Annotated in this window: 5 protein-coding genes; 3 read left to right on the top strand and 2 right to left on the bottom strand. The window is 70.4% G+C overall.

Annotated elements, in window-relative coordinates; genetic code table 11:
- Position 1 precedes the first annotated feature (1 nt).
- The 3 genes from ABZ717_RS02425 to hrpA all read left to right on the top strand — a co-directional run bounded on the left by ABZ717_RS02425 (position 2) and on the right by hrpA (position 11,984).
- On the top strand, positions 2 to 7,054 hold the full coding sequence (locus ABZ717_RS02425) for an SDR family NAD(P)-dependent oxidoreductase (protein WP_358504355.1): 7,053 nt from the start codon (positions 2 to 4) through the stop codon (positions 7,052 to 7,054).
- The gene (locus ABZ717_RS02420) at positions 7,051 to 7,857 is read left to right on the top strand and encodes an alpha/beta hydrolase (RefSeq protein WP_358504352.1); all 807 of its coding nucleotides are present in this window, start codon (positions 7,051 to 7,053) and stop codon (positions 7,855 to 7,857) included. Before ABZ717_RS02425 ends, ABZ717_RS02420 begins: the two co-directional genes overlap by 4 nt.
- 146 nt (positions 7,858 to 8,003) lie before the next feature.
- Positions 8,004 to 11,984, top strand: coding sequence for an ATP-dependent RNA helicase HrpA (gene hrpA, locus ABZ717_RS02415; RefSeq protein WP_358504349.1), 3,981 nt, complete (start codon positions 8,004 to 8,006; stop codon positions 11,982 to 11,984).
- A gap of 42 nt (positions 11,985 to 12,026) precedes the next feature.
- Here the strand turns inward: hrpA and ABZ717_RS02410 are convergent, their stop codons facing one another.
- Both ABZ717_RS02410 and ABZ717_RS02405 read right to left on the bottom strand, forming a co-directional pair.
- Positions 12,027 to 12,677: a pyridoxamine 5'-phosphate oxidase family protein gene (locus ABZ717_RS02410; protein WP_358504346.1), complete on the bottom strand. Its 651-nt coding sequence runs from the start codon at positions 12,675 to 12,677 to the stop codon at positions 12,027 to 12,029.
- A 67-nt stretch (positions 12,678 to 12,744) separates the two neighbouring features.
- Positions 12,745 to 13,218: a globin domain-containing protein gene (locus tag ABZ717_RS02405; RefSeq protein ID WP_358504344.1), complete on the bottom strand. Its 474-nt coding sequence runs from the start codon at positions 13,216 to 13,218 to the stop codon at positions 12,745 to 12,747.
- Positions 13,219 to 13,540 lie beyond the last annotated feature (322 nt).

Genomic DNA, 13,540 nt, shown 5'->3' with positions numbered 1-13,540 from the left:
CATGACCGACGACGCACAGGTTCTCGACTACCTCAAACGGGTCACCACCGATCTGCGACGCACCCGCGCCGAACTCGCGCGGTTGCGTGAACGCGACAGCGAGCCCATCGCGATCGTGGGCATGGGCTGCCGTCTGCCCGGAGGGGTGGACGGCCCGGAAGGACTCTGGAACCTGTTGGCACAGGGGGCCGACGCCATCGGCGACCTGCCCGAGGACCGGGGATGGGACGTCGAGGACATGCGAGGCCGCCCGGGCATGTCCGCGGGCGGCGGGTTCCTCGACGACGTGGCCGGGTTCGACGCCGGGTTCTTCGGGATCTCCCCGCGCGAGGCCGAGGCGATGGATCCCCAACAGCGGCTCATGCTGGAGGTCACCTGGGAGTCCCTCGAACGCGCCGGGATCGACCCCGCGGCCCTGGCCGAGACGTCCACCGGGGTCTTCACCGGGATCAGCACGACCGACTACGCCCGCACCACCACCTCCGGCAGGGTGCCCATGCCTGAAGGGGCCGTGGGCTACCTGATGACCGGCGTCGCCGCCAGCGTGGCCTCGGGGAGGATCGCCTACACCCTGGGGTTGCGGGGCCCCGCGCTGACCGTCGACACCGCGTGCTCCTCCTCCCTGACGGCCGTCCAACTCGCCGTGCGGTCCCTGCGCCAGGGCGAGTGCTCACTGGCGCTGGCGGGCGGCGCCACCGTGATGTCGAGTCCCTCGCTCTTCGCGGAGTCCGCCAAACAGGGCGTGCTCTCCCAGGACGGTCGCTGCAAGGCCTTCGGTGCCGGGGCGGACGGCACCGGGTTCGGTGAGGGCGCCGCGGCCCTGGTCCTGGAGCGGCTCTCCGACGCCGAACGCAACGGCCACCGCGTCCTGGCGGTGGTTCGGGGCGGCGCGGTCAACCAGGATGGCGCCTCCAGCGGACTGACCGCCCCCAACGGCCCCGCGCAGACCCGGGTGCTCCGGGCGGCGCTGACCGACGCCGGGCTGACCCCCGACGACATCGACGCCGTGGAGGCGCACGGAACCGGCACCGAACTCGGTGACCCGATCGAGGCCGACGCCCTCTTGGACGTGTTCGGCGGTAGGTCGGGCGGGGATCCCCTCTGGCTGGGGTCGGTCAAGTCGAACCTGGGCCACACCCAGGCGGCGGCCGGCGCAGTCGGGATCATCAAGATGGTGCTGGCCCTGGGTCACGAACGACTTCCCAGGACGCTGCACGCCGATCGCCCCTCGACCCTGGTCGACTGGGAATCGGGCGGTGTGCGGCCGTTGTCCGAGGCGCGGGACTGGCCGCGCGGCGAACGACCGCGCCGCGCGGGTGTGTCCTCCTTCGGCATCAGCGGGACCAACGTCCACCTCGTGCTGGAGGAGGCCCCCGAACCCGCCGCCGAGGCCTCGCAGGCCCCGGAAACCGCCGGGCCACTGGTCGAGGGGCGCACCGTCTGGTCGCTGTCCGCCCGCGACCGGGCCGCGCTCACGGCCCAGGCCGACCGTCTCGCCGATCGGCTGACCGACCACCCCGGTGGTGCCCCCTCCGCCGGCGACGTCGCCCGCTCGCTGGCCACCACCCGCGGCCGTTTCGCCCGGCGCGCGGCCGTTGTCGGCGCCGACACCGAGGTCCTCACCGACCGGCTGCGGTCCCTGGCGCGAGGCGAGGACACCGAAGGTCTGGTCACCGGTGAGGTCCACCGGCCCGGACGCTCGGAGAAGCCGGTCTTCGTCTTCCCCGGTCAAGGCGGTCAGTGGGCGGGCATGGCCAAGGGCCTCATGGCGCACTCCCCGGTCTTCGCCGAGTCCGTGGCCGAGTGCGAACGGGCCCTGGCCCCTCTCGTGGACTGGTCGCTGTCGGCGGTCCTGCGACAGGAACCCCACGCTCCGCCCTTCATGGGGCAGGACGCGCCGGCGGACGTCGTGCAACCGGCCCTCTGGGCGGTCCTGGTGTCCCTGGCCCGGCTGTGGCGCGCCGCGGGGGTCGAACCCTCCGCCGTGGTCGGTCAATCCCAAGGAGAGGTGGCCGCCGCCTGTGTGGCCGGGATCCTCTCCCTGGAGGACGGTGCGCGGGTGGTGGTCACCCGCAGCCGTGTGCTGGGCAAGGTCGCGGGGGAGGGCGGCATCGCCGTGGTCGGGCTCGGCGCGGCCGAGGTCGCCGGTCTGATCGAAGGCCAAGGTGACCGGATCGTCCTCGCGGGCGCCAACGGACCGGATACCAGCACGGTCGCCGGTGCCGCCGAGGTCATCGACGTGTTCGTGGCGGCCCGTGAGAGGGACGGGACCTTCGTGCGAAGGATCCCGGTCGACTACACCTCGCACTGCTTCCTCATGGACCGGGTCGAGGAGGAGTTCCGGGCCGGTCTGGTCGACCTGCGCCCCCGCCCGGGCACCGTACCGTTCCACTCCACCGTGGCCCCCTCGCCCACCTGGCGACCGGGGGACGAGCCGCCGACGGAGCCCGTGGACGGGAGCACGCTCGACGCCGACCACTGGTACCGGAACCTGCGCCACGGGGTGCTCCTCGAACCGGTGATCCGTCGACTGGCCACCGCCGGGCACGCGTTCGTCGAGGTCGGAGCGCACCCGGTGTTGTCGATGCCGTTGCGGCGGACCCTGGAGGCCGCCGGTGTCGCCGACCGCCCCGTGGTGCACACCCTGCGCCGGGACGAGGACACCGGCGACCGCTTCCTCACGGCGCTGGCCGAGGCGCACTGCCAAGGAATCACCGTCGACTGGGAACGGGTCCTGGGCGCCGGCGCGAACGACGTCGAACTGCCGACCTACCCCTTCCAACGACGCCGATACTGGCTGGAGGAGCCCGAGCTCGCCGGTGATCCCTCATCGGTCGGCCTCACCCCCGCCGACCACCCGCTGATCGGCGCCTGGACGCCGATCGGTGCGAGCGGACAGACTCTCTTCACCGGCCGACTCGACACCGCGCGGGCGCCCTGGCTGACCGAACACGCGGTGTCCGGTCGGGTGATCCTGCCCGGAACCGCCACGTTGGAACTGCTCCTGACCGTCGGACGGGTCTGCGACCGTCCCGAGATCGCCGAGCTGACCCTGAGCGCACCACTGGAGATCGACCCCGACGGTCCCGGGACGCCCTTCCAGGTCATCGTGGAGGCCCCCGACCTGCGCGGGGCGCGCGACTTCCGGCTGCTCTCGTCCTCCCCCGACGGAGAACACTGGACCGAGCACGCCGAGGGACGGCTGGTCCCGGCCGCACGGACCCCCGCGCCGGCCCCCGTGCCGTTCGCCCCCGGCACCACCGAACTCGCGATGGCCGACACCTATGCCCTGTTCGAGGCCCGCGGCATCGAGTACGGTCCCGCCTTCCAGGGCCTGCGCGCGGTCCGCGCCGACGGAACCCGCACCTGGGCCGAGGCCGGACCGGACACCCTGCCCACTGACGCCGAGGCGATGACCGGCCCGCACCCGGTCCTGCTCGACGCCGGACTCCAGTCCCTGCTCCTGCGTGAGACGGACACCGACGAGGCGCCCCGACTGCTGATGCCCTTCGGCTGGAGCGGGGTACGACTGCATCGGTCCGACACCCCCGAACGGGTCCGGGTGCGGCTCACCCGGACCGGGGACGACACCTACGAGGTCCTGCTCACCGACCCCGAGGACGCGCCCGTCCTGAGCATCGCCGCCCTCTCCGTCCGGGAGGCCGCACCGATGACCGGAGCGGACCAGGACGCGCTCTTCCACCAGGAGTGGGAGGAACTCACAGAACCGGGCGAGGGCGCCGTGCCCGACCCGACGACCTGGGCCGCGGTGGGCACCGTGCCCGGGATCGATCGTCGTCCCCAGGAGGGCGACGAGGCGCCCGCCGTGATCGTGCTCGCGCCCGAGGGACCCGCGGGCGCCGACCCCGAACACGCCCTCGAACGGTTGTCCGCCGTACTGGGCCCGATCCGCGACCGGGTGGAGGCCGACCGCTACGCCGCCACCCGTTTCGTGGTGCTCACCCGGGGAGCCGTGAGCCTGCCGGGGGACACCGACCTGCCCGTCGACCCGTCCGCCGCGGCGCTGTGGGGACTCATCGCCTCCGCCGAGACCGAGAACCCCGGCCGCTTCCTGCTGCTGGACGCCGACCACGCCGACCCGGAACTGGTCGCCGCCGCGCTGCGCACGGCGGAACCGCGAGTGGCCGCCAGGGGCGGTCGGCTCCACGCCCCGCGCCTGGCCCGCACCCGCTCCGAGGCCGACATCGGTACCGTTCCGCCCGCCCGCGGCCCGGGCTGGCGTCTGGACACCGACGGTCACGGCATCCTCGACGGACTTACCTACGTGCCCGTGGCCCAACGCCCGCTCGCACCCCATGAGGTGCGTGTCGCCGTCCGCGCCGCGGGGCTGAACTTCCGCGACGTCCTGATGACCGTGGGCATGTACCCCGAACCGGGCGACATCGGCAACGAGGGCTCCGGCGTGGTGCTGGAGGTCGGAGAGGCCACCGAAGGCCTGAAGCCGGGCGATCGGGTGATGGGGCTCTTCCCCGGCGCCTTCGGCCCGGTCGCGGTGGCCGACCACCGGTACCTGGCCAAGGTCCCCCAAGGGTGGGACCACGCGGAGGCGGCCGCCATCCCCGCCGTCTACCTCACCGCCTACCTCGCCCTGGTGGAGGAGGCCGGCCTGCGCGCCGGTGAGACCGTCCTCATCCACTCCGCCGCGGGCGGGGTGGGTCAGGCGGCACTCGGCCTGGCCCGGCACCTCGGTGCCCGCGTGCTCGCCACGGCAAGCCCCGAGAAATGGGACCTGCTCCGAGGGTCCGGTCTGGGCGAGGACGAGATCGCGCACTCGCGTGAACTCGGGTTCGAGGAGTGCTTCCGCGCGAGCGCCGGCACCGTGGACGTGGTCCTCAACTCCCTCACCGGGGACGCGATCACAGCGTCCCTGCGGCTACTCGGCGAGGGCGGCCGGTTCATGGAACTGGGCCGTAACGAACTGCTCGGAACGGGCGACGTCCCCGAAGGCGTCACCTACCGGGCCTTCAACGTCCTGGAATCGGGGCCGGAGCCGATCCGGCGCGCCTTCGCCGCACTCCTGCCGCTCCTCGCGGACGGCACCCTGCCCCGTGGCCCCCTCAGTCGGTACCCGATCGAGGAGGCGCCCGAGGCGTTCCAGATCATGCAGCGCGGCCACAACGTCGGCAAGGCCGTACTGGAGCTGTCCACTCGCTTGCGCCCCGGTGGAACGGTCCTGATCACCGGGGCCACCGGCCGCCTGGGCAGCCTGGTCGCCCGCCACCTGGTCGTCCGGCATGGCGTGGAGGACCTCCTCCTCATCGGTCGCCAGGGGCCCCGCGCCCCCGGCGCGACCGAACTCGTCGCCGAACTCACCGAGCTCGGGGCCCGCGTCCGGATCGAGGCGTGCGACGTCACCGACACCGACCGTCTGCGGGACCTCCTCACCGAGGTTCCGGTCTCGGCGGTCGTGCACTCGGCCGGCCTGATCGACGACTCCACCTTCACCGGGCTGACCACCGCACGCCTGGACAAGGTGATGGCTCCCAAGGCCGTCGGCGCGTGGAACCTGCACCGTCTCACCGCCCACCTCGACCTGGACGCGTTCGTCCTGTTCTCCTCGGCGGCGGGGGTCTTCGGTAGCGCCGGTCAGGCCGCCTACTCGGCCGCCAACGCCTACCTGGACGCACTCGCCCGGCACCGTCGGGAACAGGGACTGCCGGCCCAGTCGCTGGCCTGGGGGCGCTGGCTGGTGGAGACCCGCGAGTTCGCCGAGATGGACGACGTTTCCGCGAACCGGATGGCCCGCACCTGGGGCGTCCAGGGGATCGGCGACGACGAGGGGTGCGCGCTGTTGGACGCGGCCATGGCCGCCGGCCGCGCCGAACTCGTGCCCTCACCGATCGACCTGGTGGGCCTGCGCACCCGAGCGGTCACCCAAGGGTCCGTGCCGGCGCTGATGCGCGGGCTGGTGCGCGCCCCCGAACGCGCGGCCGGCGACACCGACCGGGTGATCTCCGTGCCGTCCGGGGCCGAGCGCAGGGGGCTGATCACCCGACTGGTCCGTGAACGTGCGGCCGAGATCCTGGGCTACGCGGAGTACGGCGCCCACCAGGAGTTCCCCGAGTCCGGGTTCGACTCGCTGACCGCCGTGGAGCTGCGCAACCACCTCCAGGCGCTCACCGATCTGCGCCTGCCCGCCACCCTGGTGTTCCAGCACTCCACCCCGGTGGCCCTGGCCGAGCACCTCGACCGGGAGATGGGCGGGTCCACCCCGGGAACGGGCACGACCGGGGGGACCCCCGACAGCCTGGTCGGACTCTTCCTGGACGCCTGCGTCGCGAACCGCCCCAAGGAGGCCGTCGACCTGGCCCTGGCCGCCTCGCGCACACGCGCGGTCTTCACCGGGGCCTCACCCTCTGCCGCCACCACCCTGGCCACGGGACCCGAGGAACCCGTCCTGATCTGCCACCCGTCCCTGGTCATGACCTCCGGCCCGCACGAGTTCGCCCGATTCGCCGGCCGGTGGCAGGGACGCCGTGGAGTCCACGTGCTCTCCGCTCCGGGGTACCTGGAGGGCGAGGAACTACCCGCGGACCTGGACACCTTCGTGCGCTCCCAGGCCGACCAGGCGCTCGCCGTGGCCGCCGGTCGTCCGTTCGTCCTGGTCGGTCGTTCCTCGGGTGGTTGGACGGCACACGCCGTCGCCGAGGAACTCGCCGCCAGGGGGACCCCGCCCGCGAAGGCCGTCCTACTCGACACGGTGGTGCCCGGCGACGACGAACTCCTGCCCATGGTGACGGAGTTCGTCACCGAGCGCGCCAACGAGTTCGAGCTGATGGACACCGCCCGACTGACCGCGATGGGCGCCTACCTCGACCTGTTCTCCTCGTGGCGGCCCTCGTCGTGGCGGGGCCCGACGGTGCAGGTGCGTCCGATCGAAGCGGTGGTCACCGCCGGCGGCGCCAAACTCGGCCTGGACTGGAGTTGGCCCACCGCGCACGACCGGTTCGAGGTGCCGGGGGACCACTTCACCATGATGGAGGAACACGCCCCCCGGACCGCCGAAGCGGTGGACCGGAGCATCGCCGAGTGATCTCTTCGTCGACGCGGTCGCGGTGGATCCACCGCGACCGCGTTACCCTCCACGTCCTGGACACCGGTACCGAGGGACCACCGGTCGTGCTGCTCCACGGCCTGGCCGGCAACGCCCGAGAGTTCCTCCCGACCGCTCACGCCCTCGCACCTGACTTCCGGGTCCTCATGGTGGATCAACGCGGCCACGGCCGTAGCACCCGCCTGCCCGAGGACACCTCCCGGGAAGCGTTCGTCGCGGACATCGTCACCGTCATCGAGGAACTCGCCGAGGGGCCCGTGCACCTGGTGGGCCAATCCATGGGCGCCCACACCGCGATGCTGACCGCGAGCGCCCGCCCCGACCTCGTGGACCGGCTCACCATGCTGGAGGGACACCCCGGGGGAGACGGCCCCGAGACCGCGCCCCGCATCGGCGCGTACTTCGCCTCCTGGCCCACCCCGTTCCCCGACCGGGACGCGGCCCGCGCCCACCTCGGCCGCCACGATCTCACCGAGGTCTGGGTCGCCGATCTGGAGGAGACCCCCGAGGGATTCGTGCCCCGCTTCGACCCCGCGGTCCTGGAAGCGATCATGGTCGGCCTCCGCCGACCGCGATGGTCCGAATGGGAGAACCTGCAGGTCCCGACCCTCGCCGTCTTCGGCGACCTCGGCATGTTCAGCGACGCTCAGCAGCGGAGTCTGCTCGACCGTCGTCCCACCACCCGCCTCGTAGAGATGGAGGACACATTTCACGACCCTCACTTGAACGACCCTCGGCAGTGGAATCGCATTCTCCACCAATGGCTGACTCGTCCTCTCTGATCGGCGGCGGAACAATCCGTCTCGTCGGGGCGTTGGCGAGTGTGGTGCGCCCGGGACCCCGACCCGGCAGCCGCCCGCACCCCGCACCGACCCGGCCGGCCACGCCCGGTAAAACCGGTTGCGGGCCCTTCTAACCTTGAGTACTGATGAGCACCACCACGCCCGCGCACGCGCGCAAGCCCTCCTCCGACGCGGATCCGCTCCGCGCCCGGTTGCGCGGCCTCATGCCCGCCGACCGCCATCGGCTCCGCCGCCGCATCGACGGCCTCGCCAAGATCGGTGACGAGCGTCGCCGCGCCTCGGTGCGCGACCAGGTCGTCAAGGACGTCGAACGCGCCGAGACGCGCGTGGAACTGCGCCGTGAGGCCGTCCCCGAACTCTCCTATCCCGAAGAACTCCCGGTCAGCGCCAAGCGCGACGACATCTCCGCGGCCATCCGCGACAACCAGGTCGTCATCGTCGCCGGTGAGACGGGTTCGGGTAAGACCACCCAGCTGCCCAAGATCTGCATGGAGCTGGGTCGCGGCGTCATGGGCACCATCGGCCACACCCAGCCGCGCCGGCTCGCCGCTCGCACGGTCGCCGAGCGCGTCGCCGACGAGATCGGCACCCCCCTGGGGGAGACGGTCGGCTACAAGGTCCGTTTCACCGATTCCTCCGGTGACAACACCCTGGTCAAGCTGATGACCGACGGTATCCTGCTGGCCGAGATCCAGCACGACCGGATGCTGCGCCAGTACGACACGCTCATCATCGACGAGGCGCACGAACGCAGCCTCAACGTCGACTTCCTGCTCGGATACCTCAGGCAGCTGCTGCCCAAGCGGCCCGACCTGAAGGTCATCATCACCTCGGCCACCATCGACCCCGAGCGTTTCTCCCGTCACTTCGACGACGCCCCCATCATCGAGGTGTCCGGACGCACCTACCCGGTGGAGGTGCGCTACCGGCCCATCACCGACGAGATCCTCGACCCGGAGGAGAAGAACCCGGGCGGGGGCACCGACAAGGACCAGACCCAGGCCATCCTGGAGGCCGTCGACGAGCTCTCCCGCGAGGACCCCGGCGACGTCCTCGTCTTCCTCAGCGGCGAACGCGAGATCCGCGACACCGCCGAGGCCCTGGAGAAGAAGAAACTCCGCGGCACCGAGGTCCTTCCGCTCTACGCCCGCCTGTCGGTGGCCGAACAGAAACGTGTGTGGTCCCGGCATGGTGGCCGCCGCATCGTGCTCGCCACCAACGTCGCCGAGACGTCCCTGACGGTGCCCGGCATCAAGTACGTGATCGACCCCGGCACCGCCCGCATCTCCCGCTACTCGCACCGCACCAAGGTGCAACGCCTGCCCATCGAGGCGGTCTCGCAGGCCTCCGCCAACCAGCGCAAGGGTCGTTGTGGCCGTGTCTCGGAGGGCATCTGTATCCGGCTGTACTCCGAAGAGGACTTCCTGTCCCGCCCCGAGTACACCGACCCCGAGATCCTGCGCACCAACCTGGCCTCGGTCATCCTGCAGATGGCCGCCCTGGGACTGGGCGACGTCGCCGCGTTCCCGTTCGTGGACGGCCCCGACCACCGCCAGATCAAGGACGGCGTCAACCTCCTCACCGAGCTGGGCGCCCTGCACCCCGAGCCCAAGGACGCCAAGGAGAGCCGGCGTCGCCTGACCCCGACCGGCCGCCGCCTGGCCCAGCTGCCCATCGACCCCCGCCTGGGGCGCATGGTCCTGGAGGCCCAGGAACGCGACTGCCTGCCCGAGGTCATGGTGATCACCTCCGCGCTGTCCATCCAGGACCCGCGCGAACGCCCCACGGAGAAACAGCAACAGGCCCAGCAGGCGCACGCCCGGTTCGCCGACAAGGAATCGGACTTCCTGGCCTTCCTCAACCTGTGGAACCACCTGCGCGAGCAGCAGAGGGAACTGTCCGGCAACCGGTTCCGCAAGATGTGCCGCGAGGAGTTCCTCAACTATCTGCGGGTACGCGAGTGGCAGGACATCCACGGCCAGCTCAAGCAGGTCCTGCGGCAGATGGACATCGAGGTGCCGCCGCTGCGCGAGGAGACCGCCGACACCCGCGCCGTCCACATGTCGCTGTTGTCCGGTCTGCTCTCCCACGTGGGCCTCAAGGACCCCGACAAACACGAGTACCTGGGCGGTCGTGGGGCGCGCTTCGCGATCTTCCCCGGTTCGGCCCTGTTCAAGAAGCAACCGCGCTTCGTCATGGCCGCCGAACTGGTCGAGACCTCCAAACTGTGGGGTCGCATGGTCGCCAGGATCGAACCCGAGTGGGCCGAGGAACTGGCCGGCGACATCGTCAAGCGCAGCTACAGCGAACCGCACTGGGAACGCAAGCGCGGCGCCGTCATGGCCTATGAGCGGGTCACCCTGTACGGGGTGCCCATCGTCGTGCAGCGCAAGGTGTCCTACGGTCGGATCGACCCGGAGATGTCCCGGGAGCTGTTCATCCGCCGCGCCCTGGTCGAGGGCGACTGGGAGACCCGCCACCAGTTCTTCCACGACAACCGCAAACTCCTGGACGAGGTCGAGGACCTCGAACACCGGGCCCGCCGCCGCGACATCGTCGTGGACGACGACACCCTGTTCGACTTCTACGACCGTCGCGTGGACTCCTCCGCCGTGTCGGCCGCCCACTTCGACTCCTGGTGGAAGAAGGCCCGCCGCACCGAACCCACGCTCCTCGACTTCACCCGCGATGAGCTCATCAACGACGGCGTGGACGTGGTCAGCGAGGACGACTACCCCGACATCTGGCGTCAGGGGCCCTTCGTCTTCCCGCTCACCTACCAGTTCGAGCCGGGCAGCGACTCCGACGGCGTCACCGCGCACATCCCCGTCAAGTTCCTCAACCAGGTGGAGAACAACGGGTTCGACTGGCAGATCCCCGGACTGCGCGACGAGCTCGTCACGGCGTTGATCCGTTCGCTGCCCAAACCGCTGCGTCGCCACTTCGTGCCGGTGCCCGACAACGCGGCCCGGGCCCGCGGCGCCCTGAACCCCTATGAGGGTTCGCTCACCGAGGCCCTGGCCGCGGAGCTCACCGTCATGGCCTACGGCGAACGCGTCCGGCCCGAGGACTTCCAGCTCGATCGGGTCCCCGACCACCTGCGCATCACCTTCCGTGCCGTGGACGACCGCAAGCGCACACTGGCCGAGTCCAAGGACCTCGAACAGTTGCGCGCCAAGCTCAAGCCGCGGCTGCGCGAGGCGATCGCCACCGAGGCCAAGGGCGTGGAGAAGAAGGGCATCACCTCCTGGGACTTCGGCCCGCTGGAGCAGACCCTGGAACGCAAGGCGCTGGGCCCCAAGGTGAAGGGCTACCCGGCGCTGGTGGACGAGGGCGACAGCGTCGCCATCCGCATCTTCGACACCGACGCCGAACAGCGCTCCGCCATGCGCGCGGGTGTGCGCCGGCTCCTGTTGCTGACGATCCCGTCCCCGGCGACGGCGGTGAGCAAGGGCCTGAACAACCCGGACAAGCTCGCCCTGGCCGACAACCCACACGGTTCGATCAAGAAGATCCTCGCCGACGCCGAGTCCGCCGCCGTCGACCACCTGCTGGTCCGCGAGGGCGGCCCGGTGTGGAACGGCGACGACTTCGCGAAGCTGCGCGATCGCGTGCGCGCCGACCTGGGTGACACCCTCGCCGAGGTCCTGGACAAGGCCGCCCGTGTCCTCGTGCTGTGGCGCAAGGTGTCCAAGAAGGTCAAGGGCTCCACGTCCCTGGCCGTGCTGCCCTCGCTCAACGACGTCCAGGGTCAGCTGGGCGACCTGGTGGGCGATGGCTTCCTCACCAACGCCGGCCTGTCCCGTCTGGACGACGTGCACCGGTACCTGCGCGGTATCGAGTACCGGCTGAACAAGCTGCCCGAGAACCCGCGCCGCGACCAGGTCAACATGTCCAAGGTCGAACAGATGCGCCAGGCCGTGCGGCGGATCCGGGGTGTGCTCAAGGCCGGCCGCGCAGACGACCCGGACGTGGTCGAACTGCGCTGGATGCTGGAGGAGTACCGGGTCAGCCTGTTCGCCCAGGAGCTGCGGACCGCCTACCCGGTCTCGGACAAACGCATCATGAAGGCGATCGAGGCGGTCAAGGCCGCCGACAAGAAGTAGTGGTCACCGGGTGTACCCCCTAAGGGGGCACCCGGTGAGCGCCTACGGGTGGCCGACCCCGGAGGGTGCGCGCAGGCGGGTCTCACGTTCCTCCTTGGCGGCGAAGAAGTCACCGCCCTTGCGCAGCGTGTCGTCCGTGCCCCAGGACTCGTCGGCGCCGACCTTGCGCAGGTGGGGGATGTGCTTACGGCAATGGATGTAGGCCTCCTCGACCTGCACCATCATCCACATCTGCGCCCGTTGGCCCGGGGTCTGCGGTAGGGGCAGGTTCGGGACGTGGGGTCGCAGACGCTCGTCCTCCATGATCTTCACGCGGCCGTTGACGTGCAGGCCGATCCGGTCGCGTTGGAAGTCCATGAACATCAGCCCGATGTGCGGGTTCTCGATCACGTTGCCCGCGCTGGCGAACACACCGTTGCCGCGATACTCCGGATAGACCAGGGTCCACTCGTCGATGACGTGCACGAAACCGGGTGGCCCGGCCCGGAAACTGGAGTCGCACTCACCACGGGCGTCGGCCGTCGCGATGAACAGCATCTCCTGGCGGGCGATGAACTCCCTCATCATCGGGTTGAGGTGGTCCAGCATCTGGTCGCGGTAGAAGCGTTCGGCGCGTTCGGTGCTTCCCATGACCGCCTGTACGTAGTGTTCCCCCTCGGATCCGGGCACGTGGTTGCTACTGCTCTGTGTCATCAACGAGGACCTTCGACGGTGTGCGGTGTACGGGGACGGCGACGCGCGGGTGTGACGTCCGATGCCGTCAGCGTGCCCTGTGGGACGCGGAGTGGGACATGGCGCTCTCGGCCCCGGCCATCATGTGCGCGGTGATCCACTGGTAGACCAGCACCCATGACGAGCTCATCGAGGAGGACCAGGTGGGCGAGACCTCGCTGACGGCGCGGATCAGGGCACGTCCCACGTGGGGGTAGTGCTCGGGTCGCACGCCCAGCTCGCGGTGGTGTTGCAGCCCCAGGTTCCGCAGGTATCCCGCGAGTTCCTCGGGGGTGTCCAGGTGGTGGACCACGGACAGTAGGGCGTCGGCCATGCGTTGCTGCTGCGGTTTGAGGTCGGTGGAGAACATCACCCGCACCTCGGGGACCATGGCGAAGAGGTGGTCGTAGAAGGCCCTCGATAGGCGGGTCGACCCCTCGGGGATATCGGCGCACGATAGACGGACCTGTTCGATGGTCGTCGGATCGGGCAGCGGTACTTCGGATATGGGACGGAGGGCCAATGGGGGTCCTGTTGTTCGGGTGCGGGGTCACGGGTGGTGAGTACGCCGGGCCGGGCGCACCCTCCGAACCGAGGATGAAAAAGTCTCTGACCTAGACCTTCGTGTGCTTTTCGCGACAAAGGTCCCGAAGTGTCCTCATCTTCTATGGTCTCGCGGAATCCGAGAGACTGAATCCGCCGAAAACGCAGAGGACATGGGTTATCGAGAGCGGTTCCGTCCTCCCCGGATCGGTCTTTCGAGGAGGAACTGTAACAGATGCGCTACACAGGGCAGAGGCCTCTTTTTTGTGAACAGTGAATACTTTCGGGACTCAGGTGCGCGC

Source organism: Nocardiopsis sp. NPDC006832 (genome assembly GCF_040635885.1).
Lineage (GTDB): Bacteria > Actinomycetota > Actinomycetes > Streptosporangiales > Streptosporangiaceae > Nocardiopsis.
This window is presented reverse-complemented; position numbering and strand designations above follow the sequence as displayed.

Coding starts and splice junctions, on each gene's coding strand:
- hrpA (WP_358504349.1), top strand. CDS start 8,004: ATGAGCACCACCACGCCCGCGCACGCGCGCAAGCCCTCCTCCGACGCG.
- ABZ717_RS02425 (WP_358504355.1), top strand. CDS start 2: ATGACCGACGACGCACAGGTTCTCGACTACCTCAAACGGGTCACCACC.
- ABZ717_RS02410 (WP_358504346.1), bottom strand. CDS start 12,677: ATGACACAGAGCAGTAGCAACCACGTGCCCGGATCCGAGGGGGAACAC.